The organism is Hydrocarboniphaga effusa AP103 (assembly GCF_000271305.1).
GTDB classification, from domain to species: Bacteria; Pseudomonadota; Gammaproteobacteria; order Nevskiales; family Nevskiaceae; genus Hydrocarboniphaga; species Hydrocarboniphaga effusa.
This window is the reverse complement of sequence record NZ_AKGD01000001.1, coordinates 1,867,019-1,885,333: the sequence shown is the minus strand read 5'-3', so window position 1 is coordinate 1,885,333 and position 18,315 is coordinate 1,867,019. Positions and strand designations below refer to the sequence as shown.

The window sequence follows — 18,315 nt, the reverse complement described above, 5'->3', positions numbered from 1 at the left end:
ACGCCGAGATGGACGTCGAAAGGAAGAAGAGATGGACGTGTTGAAACCCACAAATTTGATTGAAGTGGTAGCTGATTCCGTGCAGTACCGTAAGTCGGTATCGAAGTTCGCGACCGGCATTGCGATCATCACCTGCGAAGATGATGACGGAAAGGTTCACGGCATGACAATCAACAGCTTTACGTCGATCAGCCTCGATCCTCCCACTGTGCTGATCTCATTGAAACCCGGCAAGGCACATCGCCTGATCACCAAGAGTGGTCGCTTCGGTGCGAGCATCCTGAGCGAGGCGCAACAGGATCATTCGAGCCACTTCAGCGGTCGTCCGCAGGAGTCGTTGGTGCCGGACTTTGCAATTCGCCACAGTGTGCCGACCTTGCGACAGTGCCTGGCTTGGTTCGAGTGCGACATTTCGGAGCGTGTGCAAGTGCACGACCACACTCTGTTCCTCGCGCGAGTTCGGCATTGCGACGGAATCGATGGTTCACCACTGATGTTTTTTGGTAGCCAGTATCACCGGCCGGTCATCGCGAGTCAGATAAACGCTTGAGTCAGTATGCCCAAGGGGAAGCAGGGTCGAGGTAGGGCGTTGCAGTGGTCGCGGCATTGCCCTAGAGGCTCTGCCGAATAAGAACAATCATGTCAGTGCGAAGGAGATGGGCAATGGGTCGTGATATTCAGAGATGGATGGCGGGTCACGGTATTTTGATGATTTTCAGCTCGCTCGCGTTTGGTGTTCTGTTGTGGATGCATCTCGTAGGTGGCTTCGAGATCGTTCCAGGCTACATCGTTCACTTCAATGTTCCCGGAACACCGGAGGGCTGGGCCAAGGCGCATACGGGGCCGGCGCTCAACGGCATGATGGTGATCGCGGTCGCGTTCGTGTTACCACTGCTGAACTTCGGGGAGAGAGCTGCGAGGTGGCTGTCCTGGATCATCGTCGCCGACGGCTGGTCGAATGTCGGGTTTTATTTCTTCGGTAACTTGACCCCGAATCGGGGGCTGAGCTTTGGAGACAACCGTTACGGCGAGGCCGACATTTTCAGCGCGCTGGCACTCGCTCCGGCGTATTTCTTTGGTGTGCTCGCTCTGGCCGCACTGTTTGTGATTGGACTGCAAGCATTCAAGAACAAGGCGTCCTGAGGGGGGCCTCAAGAAGTCCAGCACAGGCGGATGCCCGATACGGATCGAAGCAGGCCTCCGTATGACGATGATCAGGCGTGCGAGGGGCTGCCCCAGCGGTGTTAGTCGGGCGGCGGCATGTCGTCAACCCGTTCTTAGAAGAGACACATCATGCTAATCGCGAAGCAGGCTGTGGGTGGGGCGATGCGCGGCAAGCCTCTCTATCCAGCCCCTCTCGACTCGGACCGCATCGTTGGGTTCGCTCAGTGGAAAGAGGCGGTCAACTCGAACTTTCCGTGGCTCGAGCATCGCCGCAGCCCTGGAGGCGATTTCCGGGGAGAAGTGCGGGCCTACGGTATCCCGGGTGGATCGCTGACTGTTATCAAGGTGAGTGCGCTCGAAGTCACTCGTACCCGGTATCTCGTGGCGCAGTCGGAGTCCGGTTTTTTCAAGCTCATGTGGCAAATGGCAGGTGTTATGCATCTGGAGCAGGACGGCCGCGAATGCCTGGTCGAGGCAGGGCAGGCAACCGTATGCGATACCGCCAGGCCTTACAGGATACGGATCACCGAGCACGCCCATTTAACGGTTCTGATGCTCCCTTATGAGGCGCTGCCAATATGGGAAGGCATCAGCCAACGAGTCTGCGGCGTACCACTGACCGATAAGGTGACTTTGCAAGCAGCGCTTGCGGCGCTGATGTCGCTGCGTGGCGTCGTGGATACGGAGTCCTGCGAGACGGTGCTGAAGGCACTGATGTGGATGTTCACTTCTTTGCTGTACCGCTCGGTTTCCCCCCTCGGTTCGGTCAGCACGCATAACCTGCGCTTGAACAAGGCCAGGCAACATATCTTGCGCAACATTCGTGACCCTTCACTCGACGTCGATAATCTCGCCGCCGCGCTGTGTATGTCGCGCCGCTCGCTGTACATGCTGCTGAAGGAGCACCAGCTGACGCCTGTGAAGATGATTCACGATATCCGGCTGCAGCGGACGATGCAGGTGCTGGGGGATGCCAGCCAGCATCATCGCAAGATCATCGATATCGCTTTCGATCACGGCTTTAACGACTACGCCACTTTCAGCCGGCTGTTCAAGTCTTATTACGGCCTAACGCCGAGCGAATGCCGTCACAAGCTTCAGGAGCCAGGCTTCGTGGGCGAAAGGAGCAGCCAGATGCCGTTGTCACGGCGCAATGGCGAAGACGCCGCTTGCGCAAAACCAAGCGGTTTCTCCCGTGCGACAGGCGGCAATTCTCCGCCAGAAGAAATCACAATCGGAAGGCGCGGCTTGCGCCTCGGGAAAGCGGCGGGATAGCCGAGACGGCGTGGCGGGAAGAACTGGCTTTGACGTGGCGAGGACCGGCTACGACGCGGTCCGCCACCAGGCTTTTTCCCAGACATCCTGCCGATCTGCCGACGGTATACGACGCATTCCTGCAGGCGCAGGCGAGTAGCCTGCTGGCCGCAGGCCTGATGATTTCTCAATAGAAATAACACAAAAAAACAGTTGACTAAAAATATTATGTATCATAATATAAAAGTATTCGCGGACTTGCGCAGTGAGCGCCCTTCCCAATCAACGTTTTAGAATGGCTCCGGCATCCCTCTAAGCCGGTCCCTGTTGCCAGCAACCAAAGCTCCGCTGGCTTTTTTCTTCGAGTGCCGGTGGCGTAGACGCCGGTACGCAGGCCGATGAGGCCCAAGCCACAGCCGGCTGAATTCTTGGCTCCAGGCGGCCACTGCGCGCTGTCCATCTGCTCAGCAATCCCGCATCGGCATCTGCTCTGTCCGCAGACGCGGATGGAAGGGCTAATATGCTTCGCATGCAAAGAATCTCGACGGCAGCCGTTCCGGAAGCGAAACGCTTGGCGTTCGTTCATGACTTCGTCGCGCGCCATTGGGCCGGCATGCGTTTCAGGCCGCTCGATGAGGACGACCTGCGCATCGACATTGCGATTTTCGAGCTGCCGGATGCCGTCGCCGTTGCCAAGGCCCACTATCCGGCGATGGTGGGCAGTCGACCACGCGATCTGCTGGGCGACGGGCGCGACAACTACACGCTGGCGATGGTCTCCGACGATCACGAGGTTTGCGTCGAGCGCGGGCGCGCTTTCACCGTCAAGGCCGGCGACCTGATGCTCGTCAACGAAGGCACCTGCTTTGAGGTTCGGCATGGCCGCCCCTCGACGGTGGAACTGGTTTCGCTCGGGCGCTCGGAGATTGCGGCACGCGTGCCTCGCCTCGACCTGGCGCCGTGCTACCACGTTCCGCGCAGTGCCCCGGGCGCGTCCTTGTTCGCCGGCTATGCGGGCCTGCTACGGCAATCACCGCCGCAAACCGACAAGGCACGCCAGACCGCCGCTCACCATATTCACGATCTGGTCGCCCTGGTTCTGGAGGGGTTCGTGGAGGGAGGCGCGGAGCGCAACGAGCGCGGTATCCGTGCAGCCAGGCTCGAGCTGATCAAGAAAGACGTGATGGATCGACTTTGCGATCCAGCGCTCGGTGTCGCTTCGGTGGCCAGGCGCCAGGGCGTGACGCCTCGGTATATCCAGCAGTTGTTCGAGCGCGAAGGAACCACGTTCACGGAATTCCTGCGTGGCAGCCGGCTCGCACTGGCATTTGCGCGACTCGACCAAGGGCCCGTGGAAACCGGTATTTCGGAGATCGCATTCGACTCCGGATTCACCGACCTGTCGAACTTCAACCGGGCCTTTCGCCGCCGCTACGGCCTTACCCCATCGGACGTGCGTGCGATGGCCATGCGCAAGCGCTTGCGCTGAAAAAGCAGGCACCGGCCCCGCTCTTTCTGCAACGGAAGCGCTCCTGGACCCTGCGGGAGGTTCCGCCGGGACGTTTCATTCGCTCCCGGCAGCGAGCGCCTTCGTTTCCGGCAGCATCCGTTCGCCTGGGACCAAGACCAACACGCATCGCGCCCGCGATCCTGTGCCGAATACGCGGCGCTTGTGGCGCCGCGCCTCGACGAGATGGGGGAGCCGGCGTGAAACGAGTGTCTGTCTTCGGCGCGAAAAATGGTCAGCGATGCGACATCACCTGGGTGCGGGTGCTCGTGATCACGCTGGGCCTCGCTGGCTTCGTGATGCCGGCGACTGCGCGGGCCTTGTCGGAGCAAGAGGCCGCCAAGGTCGTCCAGTTGCTCGAAGCCTTGCAGGACGAACTCGGCAACTTTGCCTATGACGACGAGCTGGCCGGCGACTGGTTCGAACAGGACGCCGAAAGCCAGGGGCTGATCCCGGCTGCCGGCTTCACCGAAGAAAGCTGGAAAAAGGCGCTGGGCGACACCTTCCGCGGCTTCCTGGCCAACGTCCCGGAAGCCGAGATCCTGCAGTCCTTCGCCGATTCGCGTCACCGGCTGGCGGAGACCCGGTCGCTGACCGCGACCCAGAAGCAGGCTGCGCTGCAGCTGGCCGACGAGAAACAAAAGCAGGTCCTGCAACTGCGCGCCGAGGGTCAGGCGTTCGCGAAGGTGGCGCGGCCGGTAACGAGCCGCATGCGGGCGCTCAGCGGCGGGCTTGCAAGCCGCGAATAGGCGCGGCCCGCGAGCCCGCCGAACATTCAATCCTGGAAAAAGCGGAACTCAGATGGCAGATCGCAGCAGATCGCGCCGCCCCAAGGGCGTGGCGCGCCAAGATTTCTTTCTCGACGGATACCCGCTTCGCAAGAGCCGCCCGATCTGGGCCGCGGCTTTGCTCCTGCTTCTGGCGGCCTGCGGCTCCGGCTCCGACGGGGGCTCGCCGACCCAGGAGCCGCCTCCCGGGCAGGAGCCGGTCGAGGCGGTCGCCACCGCGGTGGGGGATGCGCTCGAGCCTGCGGTGACGCAATCGATCGGACCTGCAGGCGGGGTTCTCGAATCGGCCGACGGGGCCTTGCGCATCGAGGTGCCTGCCGGCGCGCTCGCCGACGAGCAGATCGTCAGCATCCAGCCGATTTCCAACCATGCACACGGAAAGATCGGCGGTGCTTTCAGGCTCGGCCCGGAGGGCGTCTCGTTTGCTGTCCCGGTGCGGCTGAGCTTCAGGTTCACGCCCGAGCAGATCCTCGGCACGGCGGCGCCGCTGCTGCGCGTAGTGAGCCAGGACCGGGATGGCTTCTGGGAGCTGCACGAAGACCTGCAGCTCGACGCCGAGGCCAAAACCGTGTCGGTCGATATCCAGCACTTCAGCGACTGGTCGCTGATGAGCGGAGTGCAGCTGTCTCCGCAATCGGCGACGGTCAAACCGGGCGAGACGGTTTCGCTGTCGGTGGTGGTCTGCGAGCGTGTGCAGCCGGACGATCTGCTCACGCCGCTGATCGCGCAGTGCCAGCCGAGCACGGTGATCCGCAATCTGGCGAGGAACTGGTCGGTGAACGGCAGCTCGGGAGGCAACGCCAGCGTCGGCACCGTATCGGTCCAGGAAGATCGCGCGGCCCTGTATACGGCACCCGCCACCGCGCCGCAGTCCAACCCGGTAGCGGTTTCCGCGGAGTACGCCGAGCTTCAGGGTGAGCTCGTGATGCTGGTTGCGAACATTCGCGTGCAATCCGGCCTGTGTACGCCGGCAAGCCCGGGCGCGCCCTGCTTGTTCAACCTGGCCGAGTTCAATGGACAGGCGTTGCCATACGAAGGCCTGCCGCGGGAAACCTGGGAGAACCCCGAGACCATCACCTCCGGCCGTCTGTCGCTGTCGGATTTCGATGGCGACGGCGCGGGAACCTGGTCGCTCCGGCACGTCTGGGTCGAGTCCAAGCCCTCGGGCGATCTCGAGCAGTTCATGCAGCTTGCGGGTGATTTCACCAGTGAATCGATGGGCAGGCTGAATTTCACCGTCCTGGGCGGAGGTGCATTCACGGGGACGCTCCAGCAGAACACGGTGACGATCGAGGACTACCCCCTGACCACCAAGAACGTGAGCGTGCCGGCCCGGCTCCAGTTTCGGGAAAACTGAGATCGACAGGCCACCGGGGCGGACGCGTCGGTGGTCTTTGCAGCGCAAGGGCCTGAACGTCAAGGCGATCGTGGTGAGGTGAGTCGAGCCGCGCATTCCGGGGAAGCCGGAACTCAAAGCCCACGCGCAAACAGGTGTGCGCTTTTTTTTTCGAGCGGGGATTGGCGAGGTACGGCGTTTGCGTGCACCGTATTCCTATGAATACCCCCAACGCCGCCAAACCCCCTTTGCCTCCCCGCGACGCCATCGATGCCCCGCTGCGCGAAGACGTCCGCCACCTCGGTGCCACCGTCGGCGAACTGCTCGTCGAGCAGGTCGGCCAGGCGCTGTTCGAGCGCGTCGAGGCCACCCGCACGGCGTCGATCGAGCGGCGCGAGAACGCCAGGCCGCTCGCCGCGCTGTCGTCGACGCTGGCCGAGCTGCCGGTCGATGCGGCCGAGACGCTGATCCGGGCGTTTTCGACCTATTTCCAGATGGTCAACATCGCCGAGCGCGTGCATCGCATCCGCCGGCGCCGGCAATACCAGCGCGGCATCGACGGCGCCCCGCCGAAGCCGCAGCCCGACGGTCTGGTCGATGCGCTGAGCAAGCTCAGGGACGCCGGCGTCTCGGCCGACGAGCTGCTCGCCGTGCTGAACCGGCTCGACGTCGAACCCGTCTTCACCGCGCACCCGACCGAGGCGATGCGCAGCTCGCTGCTCAAGAAAGAGCAGGAGATCGTGCGCTGCCTCGTCAACGGCTTCGACGATGCGCGCACCCCGATCGAGCTGCGTGCCGATTGGGAGCGCCTGCGCATGGCGATGACGGCCGGCTGGCAGACCGCCGACACCTCGTCGGTGCGGCTCACGGTCGCCGATGAGCTCGAACATGTCGGCTTCTATCTCGGCGGGCCGATCTATCTCGTCGTGCCGGTGTTCTACGAGCTGCTCGAAGATGCCTTGCGCGAGGTCTACGGCATCGAAGGCGAACTGCCGCGCCTGCTGCGCTTCGCGACCTGGGTCGGCGGCGACATGGACGGCAATCCGAACGTCGGCGCACAGACCATCGCGGCCACGCTCGCCACCCAGCGCGCGCAGGTGCTCGATCGCTACATGGCCGAACTCGGCGAGCTCGCGAGCCTGCTGTCGCAAACCACGGGCCGCGTGCAGGTCACGCAGGCCGTGCTCGATCGCGCCGAGCATTACCGCGAGCGCTTTCCGGCCGCGAGCAAGGCGATCCGCGCGCGCCATGCCGACATGCCGTATCGCGTGCTGCTCACGCTCATGCGGGCGCGCCTGCGCGCGACCCAGCGCGACCAGCCCGACGCCTACGCGAGCGCCGACGAATTCATCGCCGACATCGACCTGGTCGCCGATAGTCTCGCCGTGCATCGCGGCCTGCATGCGGGCTGGTTCCAGATCCGGCGCCTGCGCTGGCGCGTGCGCAGCTTCGGCTTTCATCTGGCCCGGCTCGACTTGCGCCAGGATTCGCGCCAGCACGCGCAGGCCGTCAGCGCCCTGCTCAACGATCCGGACTGGGCCGAGCGCAGCGCGGACGACCAGGCCCAAACGCTCACGCCCTACGCGGCCGGCGAAGCGCGCTTCCCGCGGCCGGGCATCGCCGCCGCGGCGAGCACGCTGGCGGTGTTCGACGAGCTGCATTCCGCCCGCGAACGCTACGGTGCAGAAGCCACCGGCCTCTACATCATCAGCATGGCGCAGCGGCCCGCCGACGTGCTCGCGGTGCTCGCGCTCGCACGCCAGGGCGGCCTGTGCGAGCCCGGTGAAGACGTGCCGCTCGACATCGCGCCGCTGTTCGAAACCGTCGACGATCTGAAGGGCGGCCCCGATACGCTGCGCGCCTTGCTCGCCAATCCGGTCTATCGCCAGCACCTGATCGCACGCGGCGATCGCCAGTACGTGATGCTCGGCTATTCCGACAGTGGCAAGGACGGCGGCACGCTGGCCTCGCGCTGGGGTTTGCAGCGCGCGCAGGTCGAGCTGCTCGAAGTCGCCGCCGAAGCCGGGATCAAGCTCTCGTTCTTCCACGGGCGCGGCGGCAGCGCGAGCCGCGGCGGCGGCCGTGTGATGCCGGCGCTGATGGCGAGCCCGCGCGGCTCGGTCGGCGGCGTGTTCCGCGTCACCGAGCAGGGCGAAGTGATCCATCGCAAGTACGGCATTCGCGCGCTCGCGCTGCGTGAGCTCGAACAGTCCGTCGCCGCGACCTTGCGCGCGAGCCTGCGTCCGCGCCTGCACGAGCCGCGCGAAGACGCCTGGAAACAGGCGATGGCCGCGATGGCGGCCGCAAGCCGCGAGGCCTACCGCGCCTTCGTGACCAAGGACGGTTTCGTCGACTACTTCCGCGCGGCAACGCCGATCGACGTGATCGAACGCATGACCTTGGGTTCGCGGCCCTCGCGTCGCGGCAGCATGAAGGGCGTCGAATCGCTGCGCGCGATTCCGTGGGTGTTTGCCTGGACGCAGTGTCGCGCGGTGCTCACGGCCTGGTATGGGCTCGGTTCCGCACTCGAGCGCGGAGCGGCCGAACTCGGCGAGGAGCGCCTGCTCGAAATGGCCAGGGACTGGGCCTTCATGCGGACCATGCTCGCCGACGTCGATATGGTGCTCGCCAAATGCGATCTCGATATCGCCGAGGCGTTCTCCAAGCTCGCGGGCCCGTTGCACGACGAGTTCTATCCGCTGATCCGCGCCGAGTTCGATTGCACCGTGCATTGGGTGCTCAAGCTGCGCGGTTCCGACCGCCTGCTCGCCTCCGATCCGCGACTCGCGCAATCGATCCGGCTGCGCAATCCCTACGTCGATCCGATCAGCCTCATGCAGGTCGATCTGCTGGCGCGCTGGCGCGCAGGCGGAAGCGAGGACGAGCACTTGCTGCGCGCGCTCGTCGCCACCGTCAACGGTGTCTCGCAGGGTTTGCAGAACACCGGTTGAGCCGCCGCAAACCCATCCACGGAAGGATGCAAGCAGAGGACGTCGTCGTGCTCTATCAAGGCAGCTGTCACTGCGGAAAGATCGCGTTCGAAGTCGAAGGCGAGATCGACCAGGCCATGGACTGCAATTGCTCGCATTGCAGCCGCAAGGGCTATCGACTCTGGTTCGTGCCGCACACGCAACTCACGCTGAAGACGCCCGTGGGCGACTACGCGACGTATCGGTTCAACAAGCACATCATCGAGCACCATTTCTGCAGCAAATGCGGCTGCGCTCCGTTCGCCTCCGGGCGTGATCGCGAAGGCAACAAGATGGCCGGCATCAACCTGCGCTGCATCGAGAACCTGGACCTTTCGACCGTCAAGACCATCCAGGTCGACGGCCGATCTTTCTAACCACCTTCAAAGAAACGCAATCGGAAACCCATGGCCAGCAGCCTGCTAGTTTTGCTCGACGACATCGCCGCCGTACTCGACGACGTCGCCCTGATGACCAAGACCGCGGCGAAGAAAACCGCCGGCGTGCTTGGCGACGATCTCGCGCTCAACGCGCAGCAGGTCACCGGCGTGAAGGCCGATCGCGAACTGCCGGTGGTCTGGGCGGTGGCCAAGGGCTCGTTCGTCAACAAGGCGATATTGGTTCCGGCGGCGCTCGCGATCAGCTATTTCATTCCGTGGCTGATCACGCCGCTGCTGATGATCGGCGGCGCGTTCCTGTGCTTCGAAGGCTTCGAGAAGATCGTGCACAAGTTCATCGATCACGGCGACGGCGAGACCGAGCACAAGCAGGCGGTCGCCGATCCGGCGATCGATCTACTCGACTTCGAGAAGGACAAGATCAAGGGCGCGATCCGCACCGATTTCATCCTGTCGGCCGAAATCATCGCGATTACGCTGGGCGCGGTCGCGGGCGCGAGTTTCGGCCAGCAGGTCGTGGTGGTCGCGGGCATCGCCTTGATCATGACGGCCGGCGTCTACGGATTCGTCGCGGGCATCGTCAAGATCGACGACGCCGGTCTTGCGTTGACGCGACGCCAGAGCGCATCGGCCCAGGCGTTCGGACGCGGCCTGCTCGCGTTCGCGCCCTGGCTCATGAAGGCGCTGTCGATCGCGGGCACCGCCGCGATGTTCCTCGTCGGCGGTGGCATTCTCGTGCATGGCGTGCCGGCGCTGCATCACGGCGTCGAAGACCTCGCGCATCATACGGGTGCCCTGTCGGGTCTCGTGACGACGCTGCTCAACGCGCTCGTCGGCATCATCGTCGGCGCGATCATCGTCGGCGTGGCGCAGTTGATCGCGCGGTTCCGGCGCTGACGCTCGTCATCCCTCTTCTCCGCGAGAGGGATCGAGGGTGAGGGGCTATCAGAAATAGCCCGGCTATGGGCGCGACGTCCTCATCCCAACCCCTCTCCCGGAGGAGAGGGACGCACATTCAGTGCTTGGCGCTCTGCGCCTGCAAAGAGCCTGGTGCTTCGCGCTGATCGTCCGGCGGGCGCGAATCGGGCGCTGCGATGCCCTGCTTCTGCGCATGCGCCGGGCGCCAGCCGGCCCAGGCCGGGAAGCGACGGCCCAGGTGGTAGGTGATGAACACGAACAGCTGACGCCGAATGTCGCGATGCGGAATCGAATCCCACTGCACCTCGCGACAGCATTGCTGCATCAGATGCCGCAGCCTCGAAGCGAGATGCGCGTTGAAAGCCGCATCGCGAAACACCAGGTTCGATTCGAGGTTCAGGTAAAGGCTCAGCGGATCGAGATTGCTCGATCCGACGGTCGCCCAGTGATCGTCGATCACCGCAACCTTTGCATGCAGCGGGCGCTCGCAGTATTCGTAAATGCGCACGCCGGCTTTCATGAGGTAGTGGTAGAGATTCTCGGCCACCCACTTCACGTACCACATGTCCGGCTTGCCCTGCAGGATCAGTGTGACGTCGACTCCGCGCCGCGCGGCATCGCGCAGGTTGCGCAGCAATCGCCAGCCCGGAAAGAAATAGGCGTTCGCGATCACGATCCGGCTGCGCGCCGATTTGATCGCGAGCCGGTATTGGCGTTCGATGTCGTCGTGATGGCGCTCGTTGTCGCGGATGACGAACATTGCGTTCACGCTGCCGACCGATGCGTGCTCGGGCTCCGGAATCGCCTGCTTGCGCCGCTGCCACCAGCGCTTGAGCCGGTTCTGCTTGGCCTCGCTCTTGGCGACCGACAATTCCACGAAGCGATGGATGTCGCGCACGATCGGACCTTCGACTTCGACCGCATAATCCTGCTTCGAGGTCGGGCCGAAATCGGCGACGTGATCGAACGCGATGTTGATGCCGCCGCAAAACGCGATGCGCCCGTCGACGACGATGAGTTTGCGATGCAGGCGGCGGAACAGGTTCGTTCGCATGCCCATGACTTTCGGCTGCGGCCGGTAGACGTGGAACTGAATGCCCACGCTGGTCATTTCGCCGATGAACTCGGGTGTCAGATTCGCCGAGCCGTAGCCGTCGACCGTCAGCTCCACGCGGCAACCGCGCCGGGCAGCGGCGATCAGCGCCTGCTGAAAAGGCTTGCCGACCGGATCGTCGAACAGGATGAAGGTCTCGACGAAGATCTCCTTTTCGGCGGCGTTGACGATCTCGAGCACGCGCGGGTAGTAAGCCTCGCCGTTTTCGAGCAATTGCACGCGGTTGCCTGCACGCCACGGATGTCGACGATCGTCTTTCATAGCGTGATCTCCAACGCGAGTGCCGCGTGATCCGATAGATGCGACCAGGGCTTCGATGCGAGTACCGCCGGCTGCGCCGTGCGCACGTTGCGCGTGTAGATGCGATCGAGCCGGAGCACTGGAAACCGTGACGGGAAGCTGCGCGCGGCCGCGCCGTTGTGTGCGGCGAAGGCTTCGGTGAGGCCGCAGCCTTTTTCGAGCTGCTTGTGCGCACGCACGCGCCAATCGTTGAAATCGCCCGCGACGATCAACGGCGCATCGGGCGGCACCGCCTGGTGCACGAGCTTGCAGAGCAGCTCGAGCTGCTGGCGTCGATGATCTTCCATGAGCCCGAGGTGCGCGCAGATCGCGTGTACCTCGAGGTCGCGGTCCGGGATCCGCAGCGTGCAATGCAGCAGCCCGCGGCGCTCGGGGCCGGCGATCGAGACATCGTGGTTCTTCCAGGCCGAGATCGGGAATTTCGACAGCACCGCGTTGCCGTGATGGCCTTCGGGATAGATCGCGTTACGGCCGTAGGAGTAGTGGCCCCAGATGGTATCGGCGAGGAATTCGTACTGCGGCGCCGTCGGCCACTCCTTCTGCTTCGTCGCGTGCAGTTCGTGGCTGCCGAGCACCTCCTGCAGGAACACCACGTCGGCGCCGACGCCGCGCACCGCGTCACGCAGATCGTGCAGCATGAAACGCCGGTTGAGGGCGGTGAAGCCCTTGTGGGTGTTGAGCGTCAACACCTTGAAAGTCGTGAGCGGCAGCGTGCCTTCCATGATCGGAATGAGGGCGGCGGGATGAGCGTCGATGTTGCGGGTCGAGGCTGAACTACGCCGGAACACGGCGCACCGGCCGCGATCAGCGCGGCAGTGCTTTGCCGCGCGCCAGATCGAGCACCGCGCACAGTTCGGCAGCGCCTTCGGCCATGCGCGGAGTGGCGCGCGCGAGCTTGTCGGAGCTCACCGCGTAGAGATTGCCGCTGCGCGTGGCCTTGGCCGCGGGCCAGCGCTTCCAGAAGCCCTCGATGCCGGCGACGTCGTCCTTGTCGCCCCAGATCACCACGTCCGGGTCGCGCTGCAGCACGGCTTCGCGGCCGAGCGCGCCGGCCAGTTGCGGCAGGTCGGCGAACACGTTGTCTCCACCACACAGCGCGAGCGCCTGGCTGATCGGACTGTCGTGGTTGATCGTGAAGATCGGGTCGGCCTCGATCTGGTAGAAGACGCGCAATCTACGCGCGTGGGCGTAGCGGCTGCGCAGGGTTTCGATGCGGGTGTGATAGTCGGCTGCGGCCTTGCGCGCTGGTTCGCGGGTGCCGAGCTGCTCGCCGAGCGTGATCAGGGCGGCTTCGATGTCGTCGAGCCGGTTGACGCGCAGGCTCAGGGTCTTGAGCTTGAGACGTTGGAGCTGGGCCAGCGTGGCGGCGGGGGTGCCGCCGTCCCAGGCGATGACGAGGTCGGGTTGCAGCGCGAGCAGGGCTTCGGCGTTGAGGGCGAAGGCGTCGCCGACGCTGGGCAGTTTCGCCACGTCGGCGGGGTAGTCGCTGTAGGCGACCCGGCCGACGAGTTGGTCGCAGGCGCCGGCGGCGCAGGCGAGTTCGGCGAGGTGGGGGGCGATGGCGACGACGCGGGCTGCTCGAGCGGGCGCTGCCATTGCCAGCATTGCGGTTGCGGTTGCGGTTGCGATGGCGAGCGCTGCTCGGCGCTGAGAGCTTTGACCTCGCCGGTCGGGCGTTACTTCTGGAAAGTGCAAGGTTTGAACTTGCGACCCCTGCAGTGTGAATGCAGTGCTCTACCACTGAGCTAACCTTCCCTCCTCGTTGTTCCTCTCTCCCGCTTGCGGGAGAGAGTCCCGCCGGAGGCGGGGAGAGAGGGTTCGTCTGAAAAGTCCGCCCCTTTTCCGGGCTACCCCTCTCCCGGTCCTGCGGACCACCCTCTCCCACAAGTGGGAGAGGGGATGCCATACCCGCTGTCCGCCCTCTGATCCACCAAGTGAAAAGAGGAGCAGCCCAACAAAAACCCCCGCGACCCAAGCCCATCAAAACCCACTCACCCAGGCCCCCGTCGCGAAGAACGCGAAGAACGCGAGCAAAATCAGCAGCGCGCGCGTCTGCAGGCTCTGCACTTCGGACAAGGTCGCTTCGAAGGTGGGCGGCAATGCAGGCCCGCCGCCGTCTTCGCCATCGGTTTCGAGGCCGCCGATCGCGATCTCGGCCAGGATCGCCCAGGTCTGCCGGCTCCAGCCGGCCTGCCGGTTGAAGACCGGGTCGCTGCGCAGCCGGGCCCAGGCCTTGAGCGCGTCGTCGAGGCTACCCGCGAGGCCGAACAGCAGCGCGGTAATGCGCGCGGGGATCCAGGCGAGCAGGCCGTGCAGGGTATCGGCGAACTGCGCGCCCAGGGTTTCGCCCTCCTGGTGCAGCAGGCGCGGCAGCCGGCTTGCGACGCGGTACAGCACGGCGCCGACCGGTCCGAGCACGAAGAACCACAGCAGCACGCCGAACAGGCGCTCGTGCGACTGGATGAACAGCGCGCCGATCAGCGATCGATGGCTCGCGTCGGGCTCCGGGCCGCGCTGCAGCGCGCGGGCCAGGCGCGTGGCGGTGGCGGTGTCGCCGGCGTTGCGGGCCGCGATCAGGCTGTTGATGTCGTCGGCGAGATCGCGTGGGCCCAGGCACAGCAGCAGCACGAGCGTGGACCAGGCCAGCGAGACGAACGGGTTTTCGATCTGGCTTTCGAGCGCGGCAGTCAGCGCCATCGGCGGCAGCAGCAGTATCGGTACGATCACCGGGCTGCGCCAGATCGCCGGCCACGGCATGAGCCTGCGCGCTCCGCGCAGCGTGGTCTGCTGCAGGAACGGCTGGCCCCACCAGGACAGCTGGCCGAGCAGGCGTTCGAGGCCCAGCGCCAACAGGATCGCGATCAGCTGCATGGGCTCATGATGCCAGCAGCGAGGCGAGCCGGGTGCGGTAGCCGGCCCAGTCGAAGTGCGGGCCCGGGTCGGTCTTGCGGCCCGGGGCGATGTCCGAATGCCCCGCGATCGCATCCCGCGACAGCGTCGGATACGCGGCCAGCAGCGCGGAGGTCACGCCCGCGAGCGTCTCGTACTGCGCGGGCTCGAAGGCCTGGGTGTCGCTGCCTTCGAGTTCGATGCCGATCGAAAAATCGTTCGCCCGCGTGCGGCCTCGCCATTCGGAGGCGCCCGCGTGCCAGGCGCGGCGATCGAAATCGACGTACTGGGTGATGCTGCCGTCGCGGAAGATGCAGCAATGCGCGGACACGCGCAGGCCCTGGATGGTTTCGAAGTACGGATGCGCGGCCGGATCGAGCGTGCCGGCGAACAGCGCGTCGATCCACGGCCCGCCGAACTGCTCGGGCGGCAGCGAGATGGCGTGGATCACCAGCAGCTCGATCGCGCCGGTCTCGGCGGGCCGCTCGTCGAAATGCGGCGAGGGCCGTTGGCGCGCGCCGCCCAGCCGATGCCGCTCGACTCGCCAGCCCGTTTTGTCGTCCACGGAACTAGCAAAGCGCATCACGATCTGAGCCCTGCCGCTGCGAGCGCGGCACAATGCATCCCTGCCTCAGAAAAATTTCCAACGGAATTGTCCATGCCTTCTCTGGATCGTCTCGCCGCGCGAGTCCTGCGCTCGCCGCTCTCGTGCATGTTGTTGTCGGGTGCTCTGGCGGCCTGCGCGGGTTCCGCCTCGACCAAGCCCGATGCTTCGACCCCTTCGGCCGCCACGCCTCTGGCCGATGCGGCCAAGCCGCCGAAAGCCTCGGCTGCGCGCTCGCAGGCCTTCGATATCCCGTACACCAAGCATATCCTCCCCAACGGGCTGACGCTGATCGTGCACGAGGACCACAAGGCGCCGATCGTCGCGGTCAACGTCTGGTATCACGTCGGCAGCAAGGACGAGCGTCCGGGCCGCACCGGCTTCGCGCACTTGTTCGAGCACCTGATGTTCAACGGCTCCGAGCATCTCGACGACGAATTCTTCCGCCCGCTCGAAGCCGTCGGCGCGAGCAAGATGAACGGCACCACCTGGTACGACCGCACCAACTATTTCGAGAACGTGCCGACCTCGGCGCTCGACATGACGCTGTGGATGGAATCGGATCGCATGGGCCATCTGGTCGGCGCCATCGACCAGAAGAAGCTCAACGAGCAGCGCGAGGTGGTGCTCAACGAAAAGCGCCAGGGCGAGAACGAGCCCTACGGCAAGGTCGACGACCTGATCGCGCGCGAAACCTATCCGGCCGGCCATCCGTATTCGTGGACCACGATCGGCTCGGAAGCCGATCTCAACGCGGCCACGCTGACCGACGTGAAGCAGTGGTTCGCCGACAACTACGGCGCGGCCAACGCGGTGCTGGTGCTCGCGGGCGACGTGAACACCGACGAGGTGATCAAGAAGGTCGAGCACTACTTCGGCGACATTCCGTCCGGCCCGGTGCGCGAGCGCCATGGCGACTGGGTCGCCAAGATGAGCGGCAACAAGCGCTCGACGATCCAGGATCGCGTGCCGCAGGCGCGGCTGTATCAAACCTGGAACGTGCCGGGCTTCTGCGCCTACGACACCAATCTGCTGCAGGCCGCGAGCGAGATTCTGGCCAACGGCAAGAACAGCCGGCTGTATCAGCGCCTGGTCTATCGCGACCGCATCGCAACCGATGTCGGCGCCGGCATCGGCCCGTTCGAAATCGGCTCGCAGCTGCAGCTCATGACCACCGTCGCACCGGGCGTGGAGACTGCGAAAGTCGAGCAGGCGATCGAGGAAGAACTCACGCGCTTTTTGAAGGACGGCCCGACCGAGCAGGAACTCGAGCGCGTGAAGATCGGCCTCGAATCGAGCTTCGTGCGAGGCCTCGAGCGCGTCGACGGCTTCACCGGCAAATCGTCCCAGCTCGCGCAATACCAGGTCTATTGCGGCTCGCCGGACTACTACAAGAAAGAGCTCGACTGGGTGTTCGCGGCCACGCCCGAAAAAGTGCGGCAAACCACGCGCGACTGGCTCTCCGACGGCCGCTTCACGCTGACCGTCGAACCGTTTCCCGAATACACCACGGCCAAGACCGGCGCCGATCGGTCCAAGCTGCCCAAGCCCGGCGATGCGCCCGCGCTGAAATTGCCGCCGCTGCAGCGCACGACCTTGAGCAACGGCCTGCGCGTGCTGCTCGCCGAGCGCCACGAAGTGCCGGTGGTGCAGGCTTCGCTGATGGTCGACGCGGGTTATTCGGCTGATCTCGGCATCGGCGCGGGCACCGCCAAGATGATGCTCGATATGATCGACGAAGGTACCGACAGCAAGACCTCGCAGCAGATCGCGGCCGAGTCCGAAGACCTCGGCGCCCGCATCGCGGCCACCGCGAACCAGGATTCGCTGCTGATCGGCCTCAACGCGCTCAAGCGCCAGCTCAAGCCCTCGCTCGATCTGTTCGCCGACGTGCTGCTGCATCCGAACTTCCCGGCCGATGAGCTCGAGCGCATGAAGCAGCAGCGCCTCGCCGCGATCGCGCAGGAAAAATCGCAGCCGGTGGGCCTGCTCACGCGCCTTTATCCGGGCCTGATCTACGGCCCCGATCACGCCTACTCGAACCCGCGCTCGGGCAACGGCAACGAGGCCGCGGTGGCCGCGCTCACGCGCGACGATCTCGAAGCCTTCTACGCGCGCTGGGTGCGTCCGGACAATGCGCAGCTGCTGATCGTCGGCGATACCACGCTGGCCGAAATCAAGCCGCTGCTCGAAGCGCGCCTCGGCGACTGGAAGGCGCCGGCCGCTGCTTTGCCGAAGAAGAATATGGCCGAAGTCGCGGCTCCGGCGGCTCCGCGCGTGTTCCTGATCAACAAGACCGGTGCGGCGCAGACGCTGGTTTCCGCCGTCTCGATCGCACCGCCGAAGAACGATCCGGACGATCTGGCGATGACGCTCGCCAACAACGTGCTCGGCGGCATGTTCATGTCGCGCCTGAACCTCAACCTGCGCGAGGACAAGCACTGGAGCTACGGCGCCAGCAGCGTGCTCGGCACCACCAAGGGGCCGCGTCCGTTCCTGGCCTATGCGCCGGTGCAGGCCGACAAGACCGTCGAATCGATCAAGGAGATGGATCGCGAGCTGCGCGGCTTCGTCGGCAAGAAGGGCGTGAGCAAAACCGAGCTGCAGCTGTCGGCCGACAACCTCGTGGTCGGCCTGCCGGGCGACAACGAAACCGCCGGCGAAGTGGCCGGTTCGTACTTGAACATCCTGCAGTTCGGCCTGCCCGACAGCTACTACAACGACCTCGTGCCGAAGGTCGAGGCGATGACCACGCAGCAGGCCGATGCGGCGGCGAAGAAATTCCTCAAGCCCGATCAGCTGACCTGGGTCATCGTCGGCGACCTGTCGAAGATCGAAGCGCCGGTGCGCGCGCTCAAGCTCGGCGAGGTGAAGGTGCTCGACGCGGACGGCAAAGTGCTGCGTTGAAGGCTGGCGCTTCAAAGCCTTCTCCCACCGTTCGATGCTGCCCGAAGGGCGGATGAGGGATTCTCAGTGGATAGCCGAACTGGGCTGTGCCGGAGAATCCCTCACACCGGCCCTCTCCCGGGGAGAGGGAGCGAGGCGGCTGCTTGCTCCATCGCCCCAGGCTCGAT

Annotated in this window: 15 protein-coding genes and 1 tRNA gene; 10 read left to right on the top strand and 6 right to left on the bottom strand. The window is 64.9% G+C overall.

The window, feature by feature from the left end; translation table 11 throughout:
* Window positions 1–31 precede the first annotated feature (31 nt).
* The 9 genes from styB to WQQ_RS08245 all read left to right on the top strand — a co-directional run bounded on the left by styB (window position 32) and on the right by WQQ_RS08245 (window position 10,313).
* The gene (gene styB, locus WQQ_RS08285; protein WP_007184692.1) at window positions 32–550 is read left to right on the top strand and encodes a styrene monooxygenase NADH-dependent flavin reductase subunit StyB; all 519 of its coding nucleotides are present in this window, start codon (window positions 32–34) and stop codon (window positions 548–550) included.
* Between the two features lie 113 nt (window positions 551–663).
* Window positions 664–1,143, top strand: a complete 480-nt coding sequence (gene styC, locus WQQ_RS08280) for a styrene-oxide isomerase StyC (protein WP_040453220.1) — start codon at window positions 664–666, stop codon at window positions 1,141–1,143.
* Window positions 1,144–1,293: 150 nt separating this feature from the next.
* Window positions 1,294–2,439: a helix-turn-helix domain-containing protein gene (locus WQQ_RS08275; RefSeq protein ID WP_040453218.1), complete on the top strand. Its 1,146-nt coding sequence runs from the start codon at window positions 1,294–1,296 to the stop codon at window positions 2,437–2,439.
* 499 nt (window positions 2,440–2,938) lie between these two features.
* Entirely contained in the window at window positions 2,939–3,907 is a 969-nt protein-coding gene (locus tag WQQ_RS08270; RefSeq protein ID WP_007184689.1) for a helix-turn-helix transcriptional regulator, read from the top strand.
* 218 nt (window positions 3,908–4,125) lie between these two features.
* Window positions 4,126–4,674: a hypothetical protein gene (locus WQQ_RS08265; protein ID WP_157534553.1), complete on the top strand. Its 549-nt coding sequence runs from the start codon at window positions 4,126–4,128 to the stop codon at window positions 4,672–4,674.
* A gap of 157 nt (window positions 4,675–4,831) precedes the next feature.
* On the top strand, window positions 4,832–6,070 hold the full coding sequence (locus WQQ_RS22920) for a hypothetical protein (RefSeq protein WP_157534552.1): 1,239 nt from the start codon (window positions 4,832–4,834) through the stop codon (window positions 6,068–6,070).
* A gap of 197 nt (window positions 6,071–6,267) precedes the next feature.
* Window positions 6,268–9,000 carry a phosphoenolpyruvate carboxylase gene (gene ppc / locus WQQ_RS08255; protein ID WP_007184685.1) on the top strand — a complete coding sequence of 911 codons (2,733 nt, stop codon included), beginning with the start codon at window positions 6,268–6,270 and terminating at the stop codon, window positions 8,998–9,000.
* Window positions 9,001–9,026: 26 nt separating this feature from the next.
* Window positions 9,027–9,395 (top strand): GFA family protein, encoded by a 369-nt coding sequence (locus tag WQQ_RS08250; RefSeq protein ID WP_007184684.1) that lies wholly within the window; start codon window positions 9,027–9,029, stop codon window positions 9,393–9,395.
* Window positions 9,396–9,425: 30 nt separating this feature from the next.
* Window positions 9,426–10,313: a DUF808 domain-containing protein gene (locus WQQ_RS08245; RefSeq protein ID WP_007184683.1), complete on the top strand. Its 888-nt coding sequence runs from the start codon at window positions 9,426–9,428 to the stop codon at window positions 10,311–10,313.
* 118 nt (window positions 10,314–10,431) lie between these two features.
* On the opposite strand, the gene clsB is transcribed toward WQQ_RS08245, so the two are convergent.
* The 6 genes from clsB to ampD all read right to left on the bottom strand — a co-directional run bounded on the left by clsB (window position 10,432) and on the right by ampD (window position 15,220).
* Complete coding sequence (clsB, locus tag WQQ_RS08240; RefSeq protein WP_007184682.1) at window positions 10,432–11,709, bottom strand: cardiolipin synthase ClsB; 1,278 nt, start codon at window positions 11,707–11,709, stop codon at window positions 10,432–10,434.
* Window positions 11,706–12,470, bottom strand: coding sequence for an endonuclease/exonuclease/phosphatase family protein (locus WQQ_RS08235; protein ID WP_007184681.1), 765 nt, complete (start codon window positions 12,468–12,470; stop codon window positions 11,706–11,708). Before WQQ_RS08235 ends, clsB begins: the two co-directional genes overlap by 4 nt.
* A gap of 82 nt (window positions 12,471–12,552) precedes the next feature.
* Window positions 12,553–13,353 (bottom strand): cobalamin-binding protein, encoded by an 801-nt coding sequence (locus WQQ_RS08230; RefSeq protein ID WP_040453216.1) that lies wholly within the window; start codon window positions 13,351–13,353, stop codon window positions 12,553–12,555.
* A gap of 78 nt (window positions 13,354–13,431) precedes the next feature.
* Window positions 13,432–13,503: transfer RNA gene (locus WQQ_RS08225), tRNA-Val, on the bottom strand.
* A 225-nt stretch (window positions 13,504–13,728) separates the two neighbouring features.
* Window positions 13,729–14,619 carry a regulatory signaling modulator protein AmpE gene (gene ampE, locus WQQ_RS08220; protein WP_007184679.1) on the bottom strand — a complete coding sequence of 297 codons (891 nt, stop codon included), beginning with the start codon at window positions 14,617–14,619 and terminating at the stop codon, window positions 13,729–13,731.
* 4 nt (window positions 14,620–14,623) lie between these two features.
* Window positions 14,624–15,220: a 1,6-anhydro-N-acetylmuramyl-L-alanine amidase AmpD gene (ampD, locus tag WQQ_RS08215; protein ID WP_083844464.1), complete on the bottom strand. Its 597-nt coding sequence runs from the start codon at window positions 15,218–15,220 to the stop codon at window positions 14,624–14,626.
* A 108-nt stretch (window positions 15,221–15,328) separates the two neighbouring features.
* Here ampD and WQQ_RS08210 point away from each other — a divergent pair, with 108 nt between their 5' ends.
* Window positions 15,329–18,148, top strand: a complete 2,820-nt coding sequence (locus tag WQQ_RS08210; protein WP_192812969.1) for a M16 family metallopeptidase — start codon at window positions 15,329–15,331, stop codon at window positions 18,146–18,148.
* Window positions 18,149–18,315 lie beyond the last annotated feature (167 nt).